Source organism: Arcicella aquatica (assembly GCF_034928825.1).
In the GTDB taxonomy this organism is placed as follows: domain Bacteria; phylum Bacteroidota; class Bacteroidia; order Cytophagales; family Spirosomataceae; genus Arcicella; species Arcicella aquatica.
Genome location: NZ_JAYFUL010000021.1, coordinates 19039 through 39290, shown reverse-complemented (window position 1 = coordinate 39290; position 20252 = coordinate 19039). Strand labels below are relative to the sequence as shown.

Sequence of the window (20252 nt, the reverse complement as noted above, 5' to 3'; positions counted from 1 at the left end):
TGATTGATTGTGGATAATGAAACGAAAATACAGATTTACCATAATATTTCATGCCTGTTCTTACATGTTATGTTCAAATCATTTCCTACTTAGCTGGCTACATAAGTCCTATTGATTATCTATATATCCGCCTGATAATCTTAATTTTATCTCTAGCGAGGGAATTAATTCCCTCGCTAGAGATAAGAATTGAAAGATAGCTTCGTGATGTTGGTGCCAAGACTCTTGGTTTGAAGAATGATTTAACCTATTTGCAATGAGCGATAGAAAAAGCTTTTATACCTCATAAAACCCCAGTTTCTTGAGGGATAGAAGAAAAAAACGCAGTGCTATTCGGAATGTAGATAGTATTTTAAAAAAATAAAGGCTCTTCCCGATAACAGAAAGAGCCTTTATTTCAATCAAAAAATACTACTTCGTACCATACTTCTCAGCATATTTTTTGTACAAACGTTTTTGTTTGTCGTCCAAATCTACCTTGCGACCTTGAATGAATGCTTGTTCTACTTTCGCAGTACGCATATCCAATACATCACCCGCAGATACGATTAAAGTAGCCTGTTTGCCTACTTCTAAAGTACCCACTAGCTTATCAATCCCTAAGATTTTTGCATTATTAGCCGTGATAAGCTTCAATGCATCTTCTTTGTCCATGCCATGTCCTGCTACTGTACCAGCCACGAAAGGTAAATTACGTGTTCTCCAGTTTAAGCCGATATATGCTAAACCTACCAAAACTCCTTTTTGTTGCAATAACTGAGGCAATTTATAAGGCAAGTCAGTATCGTCGTCTACTTTATTAGGCAAACGGTGTGTTGTACCCACAATAACAGGCACATTGTTTTCTTTCAAGAAATCAGCTGCTAACAATGATTCTTCACCACCGATAATAACGATTTTCTTTACACCTTTTGCTTTAGCAAACTGTACCGCTTCGATAATTTCCTTACCATAGTCAGCCGAAATGTATAGATTTTTTGAACCGTCAAAAAGACCCTTCATCGCTTCCATCTTTACGTTGATTACCGCAGGATTTTTGATTTGTGCATAAGCAATCGCATCATCAAATGTTTTATCTAACTCTCTCAACAACTCATCTCTTTTATCGTTCTTTTTAGTCGTGGCTGTAAAAGTAGAAAAATCAAATTCACGTTTGAAATAACCAATCCAGTTTACATGCACGCCATCGTCTTTCTTCAAAACGGCATCTTCCCAGTTCCAACCATCTAGTTGCATAATAGAAGACATCCCTGTGATAATATCACCTTGTGGTGTTGCTTGTGTCAATAATACGCCGTTGCTTCTTACCGTAGGAATCAACTCAGAATCTGTATTATAAGCAACTAACGCACGAACGTGTGGATTAATTGGCCCAATTTCAGCTTGGTCATCTGTTGCTCTTACTGCCTCAATTTCAACCATTCCCAATTGGTTTGCTGGCGAAATTAACCCCGGATAAACACTTTTGCCAGCTACATCGATAACTTCGGTGTTAGCTTTGTTAAAAGCCGTGTTAGCATCGCCAACAGCCGTAATGATGCCTTTATCAAAAACGATTACACCGTTTTGAATCACTTTACCTGCGGCAGTATGAATCGTAGCTCCTGTCAGGGCAATAGCTTTGGTTTGGGGCGAACCTGCGGCTTGGTTTTGGGCAAACATAGTGTTTGCCAACAATAAGCAAACTATGCTATATATGTATTTTATGTTTTTCATTATCTGTTCTTTTGAAAAAATGTTTTAAGTCAAGTCTATGAGTTCATGAGTTTAAAGTTTATGAGTAAAGGCTAAAAATAATTTTAATCACTCATTCACCACTCGCTCAATCACAACTATTAATCATGGTCATGACCTTCAGCTTGCGAAACGCCTGTTTCTTTAAATGCACCAGTTTCTTCTGTTAAATCGCCTTCTGAATTACAAACGAATAATCTTGGTCTTCTCACTTCTGGTTTCACGGTAGCAGCACCTCCCGCTTTGGCGTTCAACATCTTCTGTGTAATACGATTACGTTCAGCAGCGATTTGCAAACGCAATTCTTTGTCTTTTTCAAGGTCGAAATACGTAGCACCGTCGATGATTACTTTTTCTGGTTTAGCATACACCGACAATGGGTTGTTGTTCCATAATACTATGTCAGCATCTTTCCCAACTTTGATACTTCCCAAACGGTTATCCAAATGCAACATCTTAGCAGGGTTCAACGTAACCATTTTCCAAGCTTGCTCTTCTGTCATACCACCGTACATTACTGTTTTGGCGGCTTCTTGGTTCAAACGACGAGCCATTTCTGCATCATCTGAATTGATTGAAGTATTCACCCCAACTTTGGTCATCAATGCAGCATTAAACGGTATCGCTTCTTTTACTTCCATTTTATAAGCCCACCAGTCAGAGAATGTAGAAGCATTCGCACCGTGTTCTTTCATTTTATCAGCCACTTTATAGCCTTCCAAAATATGAGTAAAAGTATTTACTTTAAAGCCTAATGAATCGGCAACTTTCAACAACATATTGATTTCAGATTGTACATAAGAGTGACAAGTAATAAATCTTTTCTTATTCAAAATCTCAACAAGTGCATCTAACTCTAAATCACGTTTCACTGGAGCAAGTGCTGGATTTGCTGCGGCAGCTTTCGTTGCTTTTTCATATTCTTTTGCTCTCAAGAATGCATCCATCATGATTTGCTCAACGCCCATACGGGTTTGAGGGAAACGGATTCTAGCACGGTCGCCCCAGTTGGCTTGTTTTACGTTTTCACCCAAAGCGAACTTGATAAAACCATCAGCATTTGGAATCTTCAAAGCATCTGGTGCTTCGCCCCATTTCAATTTGATGATTGCTGATTGTCCACCGATTGAGTTAGCAGAACCATGTAATAACTGAGAAGAAGTCACTCCACCCGCTAATTGACGATAAATATTGATGTCTTCTGAATTGATAACATCTTCCATTCTTACTTCAGCAGTCACAGATTGCGTTCCTTCGTTTACAGATAACAATGCAATGTGTGAGTGTTCGTCAAAAATACCGTTGGTTAAGTGTTTACCCGTACCATCAATTACTTTTGCACCACTTTCCGAAAGGTTTTTGCCTACTTTCGCAATTTTACCATTTTGTAATAGAACGTCTGTATTAGCAATAATACCTTCTTTCTCGTTTGTCCAAACAGTTGCGTTTTTCACTAAAATAGTTTCTACTTTTGGTTTGTCTTCTGTACCGTAGCTAGTGAAAGGATATGATAATTTTCCGATTACTGGAACTGCTTTTTTGGCCGTATCAACTTTAGCAGGTGTTTCTTTGAATGCTTCTTTAAAAGTAGCGGCAAATGCAATCGCCTGTCCGTTAGCATCTAGTCCATCTCCTTTAAAATTCTTTCCATCAAAGTAAGTACTGATACGAGTATCGCCTTTCTCTTTTTTAGGGTCTAGTTTAAAAGTCAACGTAAAGTTTTCGCCTGTTCTAATTACTTTAGGAGTCACTTTGATTGAATCTGTTACTACAATCTGAAAATCAGGCTTTTCTATTTTACCTGTTACATTCAATTTCATTCCAGCTTTGTTGCCAACTGTCAAGTCGTAGTTCGCACGAACATCGATGATATTCATATTTGAAACCACATAACGCTTTCCTTTTACCCAGTTTTCATAAATTACGTTGCCATCTTTAAAAAGATTATCAGAAGTAATCAAGAAATTGGCTAGCATACCTGCTTTCAATGAACCCACTAAGTTGTCCACCTTCATCAATTGTGCAGGAGTCGATGTGATGGCTGCTAAAGCTACTTTCTCATCTAAACCATATTCAATGGCTTTGCGGAGGTTTGCGATAAAATCTGCTTTTGATTTTAAGTTAGACGAAGTGAAAATAAAATTTACACCTGCTTTTGATAAAAGACTAGCATTGGCAGGAGCCATCTCCCAGTGTTTCATCTCTGCTAAGGAAACCACTGAAGCATCATAAGGGTCTTCAACATCTGGCGTAGTTGGATAGTTTAATGGTAAAATCAAGGTAGCACCTGTTGCTTTTACTTCATCAAGACGTTGGTATTCGTCGCCCATCCCTTTAATGATATACTGTACACCAAATTCTTTAGCAATTTTATTCGCACGCAATATTCCTAATTTATCACCTACCTCAAATACTTGCGGAATGCCTTGATTAGCATTGAAAGCATCTAAAGAAATGTTAAACTCAACTTTGTTTTTTGATTTCTTAAACCAGTCTGCATCAAGATATGTTTGGCGAAGTAATGCCACCGAACCCATCATTGAGTTGGGATAATCTTGGGTAGAAGTACCCTTAGAGAAAGAATAATGCGCTGAAACTTTACTTTTCAATAAAGCATCTTGGTCACGCCCGTCGCCCAATGTAACAAATGCTGACGTTCCTCTTACGATTCCGTCCTGTACATGACTAACAGCCGAGCCAAATCCTGCCTTGCGTAGTTCGTCAGCAGCAGGAGCGTTGATTGAAAAAACACTGGCAGCATCTACTTCTGGTAAAACCGCTTGATTCCAGTTATAAGCACCTTTTTTCTTAGATTCAAACTGAGGGTCTGCTCTAAAACCTCTTCCGCCTTCACTTTTAATTTCTGGTAATCCATAATTTGAATACGCTTCTACTAAAGAAGGATAAATCCTTTTTCCTTTCAAATCTGTCACGGTGGTTCCGCTCGGAATAACGACTCCCTTGCCAACAGCTTCAATCACTGAACCACGAATTAATAAGGTTGCTCCCTCAATAGTAGTATTAGCGTCCACAACAATTGTTGCATTGGTGAAAGCAAAAAGGTTTAGCCTTTCGTCCTGCACACCGTTGCGAGGGGAGAATTGTGTTTGAGCATGAACTATTGACCCCAACAGTAATATGTTAATGAGGGTAATAAAAAGTTTTTTCATGTTTAGTTGATTTTTGTTTGTGATAAAATAATAAGCTCTAAAAATAGGCTCAAAATTAGAAATATCCTATTTCGCTTTTAGTTTTTCGCTTAAAGAATATTTTACAACGATTAACGAATTAGAAAAGTGATAATGACAAGCGTATACCACAATAAAATTTAACGATTTCAAACTTTTTTAATAAAAGTTTTGCTGTAAACGTTTCCGTAAACGTTTACGGAAAAATATTCAAAAAAAACCTTGAAAAGTGATATTTATTTAATATATCTTTAAGAGAAAATTATACAGATACTCTTATTTTATCTATGATAACTACAAAAAAACTAATCGACGAGGTTGCATTATGGAATGAATTTAGAGCAGGAGACCATGCTGCTTTTTCTTCAATTTATCATAACTATGTTAGTCTATTGTACAATTACAGTACAAGTATTACTGCAGATCGTGAATTAATTAAGGATTGCTTGCACGACTTATTTGTAGAATTGTGGAAAAATCATCGAAATTTAGGTGAAACAACTTCTATTCGTTATTACTTAATGGCTTCTATCAAAAGAAAATTGGTACGTCATTTGGAAACACAACAACGCCATTTCCAACATCAAGAAGCTTATTATCTTGAAAATCCAGATTTTATTACTTCTCATGAAAACCGTTTGGTTGCTTTTGAAGAAGAACAAACTTTTAGTGATACCCTAGCGGAATCATTCAAGTATTTGACCAAACGCCAGCGTGAAGCCATCTCTTTGAAGTTTTTTCATGATATGGATACCGACCAAATATCTAGCATGATGAGGATTAATCCACAGTCGGTTTACAACCTTATATTTGGTGCATTAAAAATTTTAAAAGAACATATTGCCATAGAAAGACTCGCTTTAGCATGATATAAATCTACTTTTCGTATGAAGAGCCAAAATCAATCGATTTTGGCTCTTTTTTTTTGTTGAATATTAGATGTGTTCAATTTTTAAAAAAAATAGTAATAATTGAGTAGAAAACCGATTAAGCAAGCTTTTGCTCATAATACAAGTTTTACTTAAAATATTTATAAAATTGTTTGAGCAGCGGTTTACAAAGTATAAAGATTTTATGTCTGAAGATTTTTTATCAGACACTTGCTTTATTGAATGGGTACAATCAGAAAATCATGAAGTTGGTAAAGAATTTTGGCAAGCATTTTTAGAACGTTATCCACAGAAGCAACAAGAAATCGAACTAGCAAAGTCAATCCTCAACCGAACACACGATGAAAGCTTATCGAAAGATGAAGTAGCATCAATCTGGAATCGAATCAATTTAACCATTTCAATAATTAATTAAACAAATTTATTTTAATCACATTTTAAAAAAATCAAAAACACATGAGTATGAAATCTCTACTAAAATTAAAAAGTAATGTAGGTTGGGCAATTTGTTTATTGCTTCTAACTCATACATTTACTGGTTATGCTCAAGATCGAACAATCGCGGGTAAAATTACATCCTCTGAAGATAATCAGGGAATTCCAGGTGTAACGGTTGCTGTAAAAGGAACAAGTAAAGGAACAACCAGTGATGCAGCTGGTACATTCAAAATTGCTGTAGGTAATAAATCTGTTTTAGTGTTTTCTGCTGTAGGCTTTGTAACGCAAGAAATAGCCATTAATAATCGTACAGCACTTGATGTAGTACTTAAGGCAGATGTTCAATCATTACAAGAAGTAGTTGTAGTGGGTTATGGTACTCAAAAGAAAAGTCAATTAACAGGTGCAATTGGCTCTGTATCGGCTAAGCAAATTACAGAAATGCCAATTACAAACCTTGGTCAAGCAATGCAAGGTAGAGTAGCTGGGGTTGACGTATCGCAATCTGGTAGTAAACCAGGTGCTGTACCTAATATTTTGATTCGTGGTCGTCGTTCATTCAACGCTGGTAACAACCCTTTGTATGTAGTAGATGGAATTCCAATGGCAGGTGATAGAAATGAATTAATGTCAAACAGACCTTTTGACTTTTCATCAGGTGGATATGAAGACATCAACCCAAATGATGTAGCTTCTATGGAAGTACTTAAAGATGCATCGGCAGCAGCTATTTATGGTGCTAGAGGTGCCAATGGGGTAATTCTTGTTACTACTAAAAGAGGAAAAACAAAAGGTAAAACAACCATTAGTTATGATACCTATTATGGTGTATCAAAAGCCTTGGATAAAGTAAAGCTTTTCAGTGGGTCTGAATTCCAAGAGTTTGTACGTGAGGCATACCGTGCTACGGGTGGTTATAAAGATATAAATGGTAATCCTGTTCCTACGGGTACGTCTGATGCTTATGCTGACTCTAAAGTAGCAGTTTTGGGTGGAGACCCTGCCGTAGCTGAAGGTATAGCCCAGAATAGAAATACTGATTGGCAGTCGTTAGTACTACAAACAGGTATTCAACAAAACCATACGTTGGGTATTCAAGGCGGCAATGAAAAAACACAGTTTTATATTTCAGCAGGTTTCTTTCAAGACAAAGGGATTAACCCTGGGTTAGATTATACGCGTTATTCAATTAGATCTAACATAGACCACCAAATCAACAAAACTATCAAGGTGGGTATTTCGACTTTTATGACAAATAGCGTGAGAAATGGTGCGAGTTTAAACCCTTATGGTGCAACCTTACAGCAAAACCCACTTGCTACGCCTTATAATGCAGACGGAAGTATTAAATTCTCGCCAACGAATGATGCCTTATTGACAAACCCATTGGCTGAGATTGTACCGGGCGCTCAGGTTGATGAAATTAAGAAATACCGTATTTTTAACAGTATTTATGCAGAGGCTACAATCTTGGATGGATTAAAATATAGAGTTAATTTTGGCCCTGATATGACTATTTCGAGAGCAGGTCGTTTTATTGGGTCAATGACAAATAATAACAAAGGAGGAAATGCTACTGCCTCTGAAAATACACAATTTGGGTTTAACTGGGTATTAGAGAACATTGTTACTTATAACAAAACATTCAATAAAGTACATAATTTGTCTGTTACTGCTTTACAGTCTATCCAGAAAGAAAATTTTGAATACAATACCTTAGCAGTGTCTGGTGTACCAGCTGAAACACAACAGTTTTATAATCTTGGTAATGCAGGAACAGTCCAAGGCTATGGTAGTAATTTAATTCAATGGGCTATTAATTCGTTTATGGCTCGTATTAATTATGACTATAAAGATAAATACCTTATTACTGCAACAATCCGTCGTGATGGTTCAACTAAGTTTGGGGTAAATACAAAATACGGTAATTTCCCTGGAGTTGCTTTAGGTTGGAATATCAGTAATGAACCATTCATGAAAGACTTAACCGTAATTGATTTATTGAAACTACGTGCAAGTATTGGAACAACTGGTAACCAAGGTGTTCAGCCTTATCAAACTCAAGGACAATTAGGACGTACTGCTTATGCTTGGGATGCTACACCAGCTTACGGATACCGTCCGAATACAATTGGTAACCCTGATTTGAAATGGGAAACTTCCACTTCTAAAAACATAGGTTTAGATTTCTCACTTTTAAGAGGTAGAGTATCTGGTTCATTAGAATTTTATCAAACAAATACTACTGATTTATTACTTTCAGATTATTTGCCAGGTTCTATTGGTTTTGCTTCGGTGACTCGTAACGTTGGAGAAACTCAAAACAGAGGTTTTGAAGCAGGCATCACCACTGTTAACGTAGATAAAGGTGGTTTTAAATGGACAACAGATTTTGTATTTACAAAAAATACAGAGAAGATTGTGTCATTGTATAACGGAGCGATAGATGATATTGGTAATAAATGGTTTATCGGTCAACCATTATCAGTAATTTACGATTACAAGAAACTGGGTATTTGGCAAACAAGCGAAGCAGACCAAGCTAAAGCAATGGGAAGCTCTGTTGGACAGATTAAAGTACAGGATACTAATAACGATGGAAAAATCAATGCTGATGATAGAGTAATCTTGGGTTCTGATATTCCAAAATGGAGTGGTGGTATTACAAACCGTTTTAGCTACAAAGGTTTTGATTTAAGTTTCTTTATTTATGCACGTCAGGGACAAATGATTGTAAGTGGTTTCCACCAAGATTTGAACCAACTTGCGGGTCGTTATGAACAAATGAAAGTTGATTATTGGACTCCAAACAACCCTACAAATGAGTTTCCACAACCAAAATCAAACCAAGAGTTCCCTGTAAATAATGGTGCTATTATTAATTTTGATGGTTCATTCGTAAAAGTACGTAATATCAACTTTGGTTATACTGTGCCAACAAAAATTGCTCAGAAAATGGGACTAGAGTCTCTACGTCTTTTTACTAGTATTCAACAACCGTTCATTTGGTCATCATATCGTTCTAAATACAATGGTGTTGACCCTGAAACACAATCGGGAAAAGTTGAAAGAAACGTTACACCAGCTACTAGCGTAATGACATTTGGTTTGAATGTTAAATTTTAATTAGCCTTAAGCATTCAGCTGTAAACTATGGGCTAATGTTGACTCAATGATGCTCATAGCAGTTAGTTAAAAACAAAAAAATAAAAAAATGAAAAGAACATATATAAAATCATTGAAATTTTTCAGTCTGCTAACATTTATGTTGGTTGGACAGTCGTGCCAAGATGTACTTAAGGAAAATGTAATATCAGGTATTAGTAATGATTATATCAGTACTCCTGCTGGTTTTAACGCAGCCATTAACTCGGCATACGCTACTTTAAGAGGCTTTTATGGTACACAGCAAGGGCTAACAGTAACAGAATATGGTACTGATTTGTATGCAACTGGTGCAGATGGAGGCTACAAAGGCTTTCATTTCTATGATGCCCAATTGAATTCTCAGGTAGACTGGTTAAAAAATATTTGGGATGAATTATATAGAGGAATCAATACTTGTAACGCAGTTATTGAAAGAGCTCCAAGTGCCACTGGCATAACTGATGCTTTGAAAAAGCAAAGAGTAGCAGAAATGAAGTTTTTACGTGCGCACTATTATTTTCTGTTATTGCAACAGTGGGGCGGAGTGGATTTACGTTTAACAGAAACTTTAGCACCAACTAAAAAAACAACTAGAGCGAGTGAAGCAGATATGTATAAAGCTATTATTGCTGACTTAGAGGCATCTCTGCCTGATTTAGAAAATAAAGCTAAATCGTCAGACTATGGCCGTGCTACTAAAGCTGCTTCAGAACATTTGTTAGCTCGTGTTTATTTAGCAAAAGCGATGTCATCATCAAAAGCTGCTGATGATTATTCAAAAGCCGCTACGTATGCTTCAAATGTAATTAATAATTATGGGTTCAAATTGCTTCCAGATTTTGCAAGTGTATTTGCTCAAGGTGCTGGTGAAATTAATAGTGAAGTTATTTTTGCGGTACAATATACTGTTGATCCATTGACAAATACAGCTCCTCCGCCATTAGATAACACCGGAGATGGTAATACTTTCGGTAATAACTTACACTTATTCTTTGGAATGCAATACGATGTTCAGGCAGGTATGGTACGTGATGTTGTTTATGATAGACCTTTCAAGCGTTTACGCCCAACAAAATATTGTATCGATAATGTTTTTGGTGAGCGTGTTAATGATTCTCGCTATAAAAAAACGTTTAGAGATACTTGGTTATCAAATAGCCCAGGAACATACAATACTGCTTTTGATAATTCTAAGGCTAAAGTAACTTTTAAAACAGGTGATACAGCCATTTATATTCCAGGATACGAAATGTCAGTTGCTGAGCGTGCTAAGAGACCATATCAAGTATTAGTGCCAAGTGCTTATACAGAAGCATTATTCCCTACGCTCGTTAAGTTTATGGATCCACTTCGTCAGGATAAAACTTATGCTCCTGGTAGTCGTGATTTTTTATGTTTCCGTTTAGCTGATACTTATTTAATGTTAGCAGAAGCTCAATTAATGCAAGGTAAAGTAACAGAAGCAACAGAAGCAGTAAACGTGGTTCGTCGTCGTGCGGCTTGGCCAGGAAAAACTGCTGCAATGGAAATAACGCCTGCTCAGCTGACTTTCGACTTTTTAGTTGATGAACGTGGACGTGAATTATGTGGAGAACAGATTCGTTGGATGGATTTAAAACGTTGGGGTAATTTAGTGGATAGAGTTCAAAAAACTAATCCTCAAGCGGCATCGAACATCAAGCCGATGCACTTGTTAAGACCAATCCCTCAGTCACAAATTGATCGTACAGAAGGAGGGGCTGCATCTTTCCCACAAAACCCTGGGTATTAATCTTTTTTAGAATAACTTAATAATAAAAAGCCTGACGAGTTAGAAACTTGTCAGGCTTTTTACATGAAATCAAGTACTAGTATTAACTCAATCTATCTTTGAAGCTTTCATAACCAAAGGTTTTAACCAAATCGAAAGTGTCATCTTCTCGCCAAATACCGATAGATGGTAAATTAACACCGTTGAATGTGGTTGTCTTTACCATCGTATAATGAATCATATCATCAAAAACGATTGAGTCGCCAATTTCCAAAGGCTCGTCAAAAGAATAATCTCCGTAGAAATCTCCAGCTAAGCAAGTCATTCCACCAAAACGATAAGTGTGTTTCCCTGCTACTGGTTCTTGGTGTGCACCCAAAATTTTGGGCTTATATGGCATTTCTAGTGTATCAGGCATGTGTGCAGCGAAACTTACATCAAGAATAGCCACATTAATTCCTTGAGAATCGATGATATCTAATACCGTAGAGGTTAAGTATCCCGTTCTCCAGCCCACTGCCGAACCTGGTTCTAGGATAATTTTTAGGTTCGGGAACCTACTTTTCAAACCTTTCAATACACTAATTAAATGCTCAGGTTCATAATCAGCACGTGTTATTAAATGTCCTCCGCCTAAATTCAACCATTTAGCTTGTTTCAATAAATCTCCGAAACGTTCTTCGATAGCCTTTAAGGTACGCTCAAGCGTATAAGAATCGTTCTCGCACAAAGTATGCGAGTGTAAGCCTTCAATGCCTTCAGGCAAAGTATCACCTAATTGATTGCGAGTAATACCCAAACGCGAACCCGCAATACATGGATTATACATATCTGTCTCTACCTCAGAATATTGAGGGTTAATACGTAGCCCACAACTGATGCCATGCTGGATAGTTCTTTCTTTGAATTTATCAAACTGTGCCAATGAATTGAAAGAAATATGTGAAGAATAAGACATCAACTCGTCAAATTCTTTATCCAAATAAGCAGGAGAATAAACGTGTGCTTTAGAGCCCATTTCTTCAAAAGCCAAACGTGCTTCGTGCAACGAACTTGCCGTGGCTCCAGCCAAATATTGGCGAACCATCGGAAACGTAGAGAACATCGAAAAACCCTTTAATGCACAAATGATTTCGATGCCAGCTTGCTGTTGAACGTATTGAAGGAGTTCTAAATTTTTACGTAACAACCTATCTTCCAATACATAACATGGAGAAGGTATTTGAGAAAAATCAATCATTTTTTGTAGTATGAATGGTTTATTTATTCACAAAATTGCCCGTACTTTTCAATACGGGCAAAAATAATTTTATTGTTTTTGATATAATGTTTATAACTTTTTCTTAAGCTTTTCCACTCTTTTCAAAGGCACATTTAAAGTCTCAGCAATTTGTTGAGCTGTCAATAAATTTGATTGAAGTAATAAAACGATATTATTATCAAGGTTTTTTTCTTTCCCTTTTTCTTCACCCATCGTCATACCTTGTACGTAACGGATGTCTGTTTCTAAGTCATATACAATGGGCATAATGGCAGTCTGTTTTACGGTATCATCTTGTAAATTACGAAGTTTAGCTAACACTTCCAATTGCTTTAGATATTTACCAAAACGGTTATGCCCTAAGAATTTTCCTTTAAAATTCTATCGTATTCGTTAATACTCATGCGGTAGAACGCCGTTAATTTCTTCGTTCCAAGGTAAACCATGAATATTCAACATTGCCATGAATGGATCTGGATTCATTTCTTCACAGTTCCAAACGCCTGGTTTCATCCATTCGCCAGTAATCATCATCATCGCACCAATCATCGCTGGTACGCCTGTGGTATAACTTACGCCTTGCGCTTGTACTTCGCTCCAGCAATCTTGGTGTTTACAGTTGTTCCAAACATAATATGTTTTTTCAACACCGTCTTTAATCCCTTTAATCTGACAACCAATTGAAGTTTCACCAGTATAATTTTCGCCTAATGAACCTGGCTCTGGAAGTACTGCTTTCAAAAATTCTAATGGTACGATATCAATTCCTTGGAATTTGATAGGAGCGATAGATGTCATTCCTACATTTTCCAATACTTGTAAATGCGTAATGTATTGTTGCCCAAAGGTCATCCAGAATCTTGCACGTTTCAACGTTGGGAAGTTTTTAACCAACGATTCCAATTCTTCGTGATACAATACATACGATTCTTTCGGTCCGATTCCTGGATATTCGATAGGTTTATGGATTGACATTGCATCAATTTCTACCCATTCGCCATTTTCCCAATAACGTCCTTTCTGAGTAATCTCACGAATATTAATTTCAGGGTTAAAGTTGGTTGCAAAAGCCTTTCCATGGTCGCCCGCATTACAGTCGATGATGTCTAAATAGTGCATTTCATCGAAGTGGTGTTTATTTGCATAAGCAGTATAAACTTGTGTAACGCCTGGGTCAAAACCACAACCTAAAAGCGCCATCAACCCTGCTTCTTTAAAACGCTCTTGATATGCCCATTGCCAAGAATATTCAAATTTGGCAACATCTTTTGGTTCATAATTTGCAGTATCCATATAATGAACGCCAGTTTCCAAACAAGCATCCATAATTGTTAAATCTTGATATGGAAGTGCTACATTGATAACCATAAATGGTTTCACCTGATTAATCAAGGCTACTAATTCTGGTACATTATCAGCATCTACTTGCGCAGTTTCTACTTTGGTTGGTAGCCCTATTTTAGCACATTCCTCAGCAATGGCATCACATTTACGCTTTGTACGGCTTGCTAAAACTACTTCAGAAAATACTTCTGGATTCATGGCACATTTCTTTACAACTACGTTTCCTACGCCTCCTGCACCAATAATTAAAACTTTCTTACCCATTATTTTTTGATGTTATCTGTTAGATGTTGCCCACAAATACATTACATATTTACGACATACATGAATATAGTTGCAAAATTAGTTAAAGCTTAGAAATTATAGGAGTTATGAAGATTAAATTTGTTAATGATTATCATAATACTATAAGAGAGATATAAAATTTACCCTTAGGATGATTTAAAATGGTTCAAAACACCTATTTTTGTTTTATACCCTGCTGTTGAATGGTGATTTTTTAAGCGTATGTTTTTTTTGATAACAAAATTTTCACTTAAAAACTTTACAATATGCTTCCAAACATAGGTATTCTCTTTAACAATTTCAATACTTTGATTATCAAATATTGGCAGAATAGATACTGGTGTATTAGTATCAGTATATTAGTTTTTCTAGTTTTTTCTTTGATATATTTCCCAGAAGTAATTAGAAAAAGGGTGCATGACGATTGGACGGGAAATGATGTGTTGGTTCAACAATTTGTCAATAATAAGATTGCCAATCCCTTTAAACCAACTGAAAATCTTTTACCGCACGACCATTTCAGTAAAAGAGACCTAAGGATAACGCCTTATATCCTTGCAAATGCCTTTGGGTTAAATTCTCTTCGTTTATTCTATCTCCAGATTTTATTGCTTCCCCTTTTTATTTGGCTATCTGTCAAGGTAATCTATAAAGCCACCAACAATTATGTATTGGGTTTTTGGGGAACTATCGCCCTGCTGTTTTCGTATGTGGGCAATTCCTTTAATTTTGATACCCTATTTTACGATTCTTACGCTTATTTTGGGTTGCTACTTTCCTTATATTTCTATAAAAATCCATTAGGTATTTTATTTTTAGTAGCTAGCTATTTTGTAGATGAAAGGAGTGTGGCTCCATCCCTAATTATTCCATTGTTTGCAGGGCTGACTATCTATCCTATACACAGCACTAATAAAGATTTTGCGACAATTTTTCAGAAAATGATTGTCCAGAACAGAACCTTCTGGCTTGTTTTTATTAGTTTGGTCATTTATGCCACCATCAGAATCATTTTTTACTTGCTTTATCATCTGCAAACCCCCGTTGGCGAACATAGTGGCGTTACCTTGGGTTTGGGTTTTATTCATGGTGCAAAGATTCCCTATGCTATTTTTTCATCTTTGAAATTAAACTTGCTTTTAATTATTTTTGCTTGCTTTTATCTCTTCAAAAAGAAACATTATATCGTGGCTGTATGGTTTACTGGCGTTTTCCTTGTTTCTTTTTTGGTAGGTACTGCTGTTGAAGATGTTACCCGAAGCTTGGCTTATTCCTTTTTGCTAGTGTATATAGTGTATTTATTAGTGGCACAAATCAAGGAAAAAGCAAGTAAGTTTATATACCTGATAGCTTTTGTAAATATTCTGACGCCAACTTATTCTTTGCTTTTAAACTTATATAAAGTAGAGGCTTTTAGCTGGCTCATACATTTTCCCCAACATTTCTAAATTTTAGAAAACGCTTTGTTTTTCTTTAAGTATTTTCATGAATCAAACCAATACCGTTTTTATCACTGCTTTGAGTATTATTTTAGTAGGGTATTTCCTAAAACGCCAAAATGTTGTATCTGAAACAGAAGGCAAAGTTGTTTCTAAGTTGTTAATGCACACTACTTTCCCTGCTTTGATGTTCTTGACAATGAGGCGTGTGCATTTTGAGTTCAACTTGCTATTACTTCCCGTTATTTCTTTTTGTTTTTCCTTACTTACAATGTTTACGGCGGCGTGGTTATTCAAAAACCAAACCCAGAAAATGAGGGCAATCTTGATTATGGGGAGTGGAGGTTTCAATCTTGGGCTTTTTGCTTATCCACTCATTGAAGGTATTTGGGGACAAGCGGGAATGGTCTATGCCGCCATGTTTGATTTTGGTAATTCCTTTGCCATTTTCGGATTAGTGTATGGAACAGGCGTATTTTTATCGGATAAAAATGAAGGGGCGACCATCAGTCAAAATGCGAAAAAAGCTATTTTGAAAATCTTTACTTTAGTGCCTTTCCAAGCTATTCTGTTGGGCGTTTTTGTTAATTTGGCTAAGATTGAACTTCCTACGATTGTCATAGATGTACTAGACGTGATGGCTAGGGGAAACAAAGTCATTGTATTATTAATCATGGGAATTTACTTGAATCTTTCCATTTCTGGCGAAATATTCAAGAAGGTTTCCAAAGTACTCATGATTCGTTATTTCTGGGGATTTTTATTGGGTTTTGCTTTTTTTTACTTCCTGCCTGTAGAGCAATTGTACAGAAATGTGTTGTTAATTGTACTGATAATTCCTGTAGGAATGACGCTCTTGCCTTTCTCTGACGAGCTCAATTATGATACTAAAATTGCAGGAATGTTAGTGAATGTTTCGATGTTGATTAGCTTTGCCATGATGTGGGCTTTGGTAATTGGCTTGAAATTGGCTTAAAAAGGTCATTCATAGCCGATTTTGATTGGCAAATAAAATTAAATCACTTACTTCATCTTCTTTATTGATGAGTTTTGAGCTTTTAATCTTTCCACTTGCTCTTTCGCTTTCTCTAAGGAAATCGAGGGCTGTTTGGATAAGATTTCTTTCTGCAATTTTCCTAATTCCTGTAATGATATCCCTAAGTTCATCGGTCATTATTCAGTTTTGAATGTTTTATAAATAAAAGACTGCAACTAATTTATACACTAAAAAAATACTATCAAAACGGTCTGCTCGCTTTAGCAAAACAACTCATCCAAAATTTAGTAAAAAGATTATCTTCTCTGATACCTTTTGATGAGGAGGCATGAATAAACATCACTTCTTTATTGCTTCGCAATTCCGTAATCATGCCAGCATGATTGATATTGCTGACGTTACCTTTATTGGTTACAAAAAATACCCAGTCGCCAGGACGGAGGTCGTCTAGGGAAATTTCTTTGCCAAAGTCTGATTGCTGATACGATATTCTTGGAATTTTATAGCCCAATTGCGAATAAACACAAAACAACAAACCCGAACAATCCATGCCATTTTTATCGGCTCCGCCTGCCCGATAAGGCACACCCGTATAGCTTCTTGCTGTTGAAACAATGTTGTTGATGGTTTTACTATTATAAACCTTGTTGTTATTTGCTGGTCTTGTGACTGGCTTGGAACGAGCAGCAACACTATCTTGCTCTTTCCTACGGAATAATTTACATGAATCTAAAAAGACAGCTAAGCTTATCAGTAAAAAAAAACGATAAAAAATATTCAAGTGGTTTTGTCTCATAAAAATCAATAAAATATGTTTATAGCTGAATAATATTGTTTTTGGCACTCTTCAATACTTTCACTGTGACATAAAGTTGCCCCGTATGGCGTTGCGTATGTTCAGCCGAATGAAACAATAGTCCAAGTACATTACTAGGGATTTTCTTCCTGCCAATACCCCGTGGTTCTAGCAACGTTTTTTCACTCGTATTTTTTAATTGTGTAAGTACTTTGTTTACTTGATTGTTAAAACGTGTAAGTAGTGTCTTTACGTTTATATTAGGTTGATTTTTTACAGATTCTAGTTGTAAAAGTTCTAATTGATCTTCATTAAGGGCTTGGTCGTTGGCATAAGTAAACAGTCTATCTAATACGCCCGATAAGTGTTGCAAATGAAAAGCTACTGATGCACAGCCCGCAGGAGATTCCCAAAGTAATTCTTCGGGGAAGTCAATCATCATGAGATTTACTTCTTCTCGCGCCTGTAAGATTGCATGAGCCACTGGTTGTAATAATGGAACCAAACCCGCAATGGGTCCACGCATCCATACTTCTAGGTTGTTGGTTTGTTGATTCATTTTTTTGTGGATTTTGTAGACTTTAGGACTTTAGGAACTATGGACTTAGGATTGGAAGACTTTATGACTTTAGAATTGAAGTAGCATTTTTAAGTTCTAATTCTTTTCTATTAGCGAGTGACTTAAGTCACCCGCTAATAGAAATTTTGAGGATTATCTTATTACAATAGCCATTCCAAAAGCTAATATTGTAATTCACTTATGACTTTTATCCTAAACCTAAAGTCCTAAGTCCTCCAATCCAAAAGTTTCCAAAATCCTAAAGTCATAAAGTCCAAACGTCCTTTAGTTCTAAAAATCTAAACCGCCTTCATACTCAACGCAATTCTTTTACGAGCAATATCTACTTCCATCACCCTTACCTGTACTTGTTGCTGTAGTTTCACCACTTGGTTAGGGTCAGAAACGTATTGGTTAGCTAGCTGAGAAATATGTACTAAGCCATCCTGTTTTACCCCCACATCCACAAAACAACCAAAGGCAGTAATGTTAGTAACAATACCCGGAAGCACCATGCCCTCGTATAAATCCTCTACCTTCTTTACATTTGCATCAAATTCAAAAGCCGTTAATTGCTCACGTGGGTCACGCGAAGGCTTTTCCAGTTCTTTCAGAATATCTTGAAGTGTCAGCAAGCCAATTTTATCGTTGGCATAAGCATTCAAATTTAATTGTTTTCTTAATTCCGCCGAACTCATCAGGTCTTTTACAGAGCATTTCAAATCCTTCGCCATTTTTTCGACAATAGGATACGTCTCTGGGTGAACCGCAGAATTATCCAACGGATTTTCAGCGTTCTGTATTCTCAAAAAGCCAGCACATTGTTCAAACGCTTTATCGCCCAAGCGAGCAACCTTTTTAATTTGCTGGCGAGATTTAAAATCGCCATTTTCCTGACGATACTTCACAATATTGGCTGCCAACGAAGGTCCTAGTCCAGCTACGTAACTTAGCAAATGTTTAGAAGCCGTATTCAAATTTACGCCTACCGCATTTACACAACTCTCGACCACAGTATCCAGCGTGCCTTTTAACATCGACTGGTCAACATCGTGTTGATACTGCCCCACACCAATAGATTTCGGGTCTATTTTTACCAACTCTGCCAGAGGGTCCATCAATCTTCTACCAATAGAAACGGCTCCGCGCACAGTAACATCTTTATCAGGAAACTCTTCGCGGGCAATAGGAGAGGCCGAATAGATAGAAGCACCCTGTTCAGATACTACAAAAATTTGTGGTACTTTCTTAAAAGGCAATTTCTTGACAAAATCTTCGGTTTCTCTACCAGCAGTCCCGTTTCCAATAGCCACGGCCTCTATTTGGTATTTTTCGGAAAGCGTCAAAACAACGTTTTGGGCTTCCTGTACTTTATCGAATGGATAAATAACGGTATCGTGTAATAAATTTCCTTGACCATCTAATACTACTGTCTTGCAACCAGTACGATAGCCTGGGTCGATGGCCAATACTTTTTTCTGACCAAGCGGCGACGCCAATAATAACTGACGAAGGTTCTGTGCAAAAATTTTGATGGCTTCCGCATCAGCTTTTTCTTTTGAAAACCCTGCAAACTCGTTTTCAATCGATGGCTTCATCAACCTTTTGTAACAGTCGGTGATGGAATCTTCGACAATCTTTTTCGCATCAGGCAATCCTTTCAAGAAAATTCTATCCAATGCCCCCAAAGCATTATCTTCATCAGGTGAAATACTTACGCTCAGGAATCCTTCTTCTTCACCCCGACGCAAGGCTAACAACCTGTGCGAAGGTACTTTTTTCAAAGGTTCGTAGAAGTCAAAATAGTCTTTATACTTGATTCCTTCTTCCTCCTTTCCTTTTTTTACTTTGGCATACACCATCGCCTCACGCTCAAATACCTTTCTTACGGCATTGCGGGCATCTACGCTCTCATTAATCCATTCAGCAATAATATCCCTCGACCCTTGCAGGGCTTCTTCTACATTACTTACTTTATCATTCAAATATGCTTCGGCTTTTTTAAGGATATTGGCTTCTTTTTGCTCAAAAATAAGTTTTGCCAAAGGCTCCAATCCCTTTTCAATCGCAATGCTTGCTCTGGTCTTACGCTTTTGTTTATAAGGCAAATAAAGGTCTTCTAATTCTTGTAGGTAATAGGCATTGTTGAGCTTCTCTAACAACTCGGGCGTCATTTTTCCTTGCTCTTCAATAGATTTAATAATGCCTTCACGACGTTTATCTGCTTCTTTTAGTTTCCCCAAAAGTTCTTTAATGTCAAGAATCTGTACTTCATCCAAACTCCCTGTGGCTTCCTTTCTATACCTTGCTATGAACGGAACTGTTCCTCCTTCTTCTAATAAATTGATTGTATTCTGTACTTGGGTAATGTTTACGCCAACTGTTTTGGCAATAATTGAAAGCTGTGTTTTATTCATGAATTTG

General features: G+C 36.8%; 15 protein-coding genes. 6 read left to right on the top strand and 9 right to left on the bottom strand.

What is annotated here, in order from left to right; genetic code table 11:
• Positions 1-411: 411 nt before the first annotated feature.
• Together VB264_RS13605 and VB264_RS13600 are read right to left on the bottom strand one after the other, a co-directional pair.
• Positions 412-1716, bottom strand: coding sequence for an amidohydrolase family protein (locus VB264_RS13605; RefSeq protein ID WP_323250195.1), 1305 nt, complete (start codon positions 1714-1716; stop codon positions 412-414).
• Between the two features lie 119 nt (positions 1717-1835).
• Positions 1836-4904, bottom strand: coding sequence for an amidohydrolase family protein (locus VB264_RS13600; RefSeq protein WP_323250193.1), 3069 nt, complete (start codon positions 4902-4904; stop codon positions 1836-1838).
• A 305-nt stretch (positions 4905-5209) separates the two neighbouring features.
• On the opposite strand from VB264_RS13600, the gene VB264_RS13595 reads away from it, so the two are divergent.
• The 4 genes from VB264_RS13595 to VB264_RS13580 all read left to right on the top strand — a co-directional run bounded on the left by VB264_RS13595 (position 5210) and on the right by VB264_RS13580 (position 11168).
• A complete protein-coding gene (locus VB264_RS13595; RefSeq protein WP_309922781.1) occupies positions 5210-5791 on the top strand; it encodes an RNA polymerase sigma factor in 582 nt (193 codons plus the stop codon).
• 169 nt (positions 5792-5960) lie between these two features.
• Positions 5961-6227, top strand: coding sequence for a hypothetical protein (locus VB264_RS13590; RefSeq protein WP_323250191.1), 267 nt, complete (start codon positions 5961-5963; stop codon positions 6225-6227).
• Positions 6228-6274: 47 nt separating this feature from the next.
• Positions 6275-9376: a SusC/RagA family TonB-linked outer membrane protein gene (locus tag VB264_RS13585; protein WP_323250189.1), complete on the top strand. Its 3102-nt coding sequence runs from the start codon at positions 6275-6277 to the stop codon at positions 9374-9376.
• Between the two features lie 88 nt (positions 9377-9464).
• Positions 9465-11168, top strand: coding sequence for a RagB/SusD family nutrient uptake outer membrane protein (locus tag VB264_RS13580; RefSeq protein WP_323250187.1), 1704 nt, complete (start codon positions 9465-9467; stop codon positions 11166-11168).
• 82 nt (positions 11169-11250) lie between these two features.
• Here the strand turns inward: VB264_RS13580 and nspC are convergent, their stop codons facing one another.
• From nspC to VB264_RS13565, 3 genes are all read right to left on the bottom strand, one after another.
• Entirely contained in the window at positions 11251-12387 is a 1137-nt protein-coding gene (gene nspC, locus VB264_RS13575; RefSeq protein WP_323250184.1) for a carboxynorspermidine decarboxylase, read from the bottom strand.
• A gap of 90 nt (positions 12388-12477) precedes the next feature.
• Complete coding sequence (locus VB264_RS13570; protein WP_323250181.1) at positions 12478-12729, bottom strand: hypothetical protein; 252 nt, start codon at positions 12727-12729, stop codon at positions 12478-12480.
• 72 nt (positions 12730-12801) lie between these two features.
• The gene (locus tag VB264_RS13565; protein ID WP_323250179.1) at positions 12802-14016 is read right to left on the bottom strand and encodes a saccharopine dehydrogenase family protein; all 1215 of its coding nucleotides are present in this window, start codon (positions 14014-14016) and stop codon (positions 12802-12804) included.
• Positions 14017-14303: 287 nt separating this feature from the next.
• Here VB264_RS13565 and VB264_RS13560 point away from each other — a divergent pair, with 287 nt between their 5' ends.
• Together VB264_RS13560 and VB264_RS13555 are read left to right on the top strand one after the other, a co-directional pair.
• Entirely contained in the window at positions 14304-15485 is a 1182-nt protein-coding gene (locus VB264_RS13560; RefSeq protein WP_323250177.1) for a hypothetical protein, read from the top strand.
• Between the two features lie 37 nt (positions 15486-15522).
• Positions 15523-16452, top strand: coding sequence for an AEC family transporter (locus VB264_RS13555; RefSeq protein ID WP_323250176.1), 930 nt, complete (start codon positions 15523-15525; stop codon positions 16450-16452).
• A gap of 9 nt (positions 16453-16461) precedes the next feature.
• Here the strand turns inward: VB264_RS13555 and VB264_RS13550 are convergent, their stop codons facing one another.
• From VB264_RS13550 to VB264_RS13535, 4 genes are all read right to left on the bottom strand, one after another.
• A complete protein-coding gene (locus tag VB264_RS13550) occupies positions 16462-16650 on the bottom strand; it encodes a hypothetical protein (RefSeq protein WP_323250174.1) in 189 nt (62 codons plus the stop codon).
• 64 nt (positions 16651-16714) lie between these two features.
• Positions 16715-17269 carry a C40 family peptidase gene (locus VB264_RS13545; RefSeq protein WP_323250172.1) on the bottom strand — a complete coding sequence of 185 codons (555 nt, stop codon included), beginning with the start codon at positions 17267-17269 and terminating at the stop codon, positions 16715-16717.
• A gap of 19 nt (positions 17270-17288) precedes the next feature.
• A complete protein-coding gene (locus tag VB264_RS13540; protein WP_323250170.1) occupies positions 17289-17828 on the bottom strand; it encodes a DinB family protein in 540 nt (179 codons plus the stop codon).
• A 299-nt stretch (positions 17829-18127) separates the two neighbouring features.
• Positions 18128-20245 (bottom strand): Tex family protein, encoded by a 2118-nt coding sequence (locus tag VB264_RS13535; RefSeq protein WP_323250168.1) that lies wholly within the window; start codon positions 20243-20245, stop codon positions 18128-18130.
• Between the last annotated feature and the right edge of the window lie 7 nt (positions 20246-20252).

Coding starts and splice junctions, on each gene's coding strand:
- VB264_RS13600 (WP_323250193.1), bottom strand. CDS start 4,904: ATGAAAAAACTTTTTATTACCCTCATTAACATATTACTGTTGGGGTCA.
- VB264_RS13585 (WP_323250189.1), top strand. CDS start 6,275: ATGAAATCTCTACTAAAATTAAAAAGTAATGTAGGTTGGGCAATTTGT.
- VB264_RS13560 (WP_323250177.1), top strand. CDS start 14,304: ATGCTTCCAAACATAGGTATTCTCTTTAACAATTTCAATACTTTGATT.
- VB264_RS13540 (WP_323250170.1), bottom strand. CDS start 17,828: ATGAATCAACAAACCAACAACCTAGAAGTATGGATGCGTGGACCCATT.
- VB264_RS13555 (WP_323250176.1), top strand. CDS start 15,523: ATGAATCAAACCAATACCGTTTTTATCACTGCTTTGAGTATTATTTTA.
- VB264_RS13550 (WP_323250174.1), bottom strand. CDS start 16,650: ATGACCGATGAACTTAGGGATATCATTACAGGAATTAGGAAAATTGCA.
- VB264_RS13565 (WP_323250179.1), bottom strand. CDS start 14,016: ATGGGTAAGAAAGTTTTAATTATTGGTGCAGGAGGCGTAGGAAACGTA.
- VB264_RS13605 (WP_323250195.1), bottom strand. CDS start 1,716: ATGAAAAACATAAAATACATATATAGCATAGTTTGCTTATTGTTGGCA.
- nspC (WP_323250184.1), bottom strand. CDS start 12,387: ATGATTGATTTTTCTCAAATACCTTCTCCATGTTATGTATTGGAAGAT.
- VB264_RS13580 (WP_323250187.1), top strand. CDS start 9,465: ATGAAAAGAACATATATAAAATCATTGAAATTTTTCAGTCTGCTAACA.
- VB264_RS13545 (WP_323250172.1), bottom strand. CDS start 17,269: ATGAGACAAAACCACTTGAATATTTTTTATCGTTTTTTTTTACTGATA.
- VB264_RS13595 (WP_309922781.1), top strand. CDS start 5,210: ATGATAACTACAAAAAAACTAATCGACGAGGTTGCATTATGGAATGAA.
- VB264_RS13535 (WP_323250168.1), bottom strand. CDS start 20,245: ATGAATAAAACACAGCTTTCAATTATTGCCAAAACAGTTGGCGTAAAC.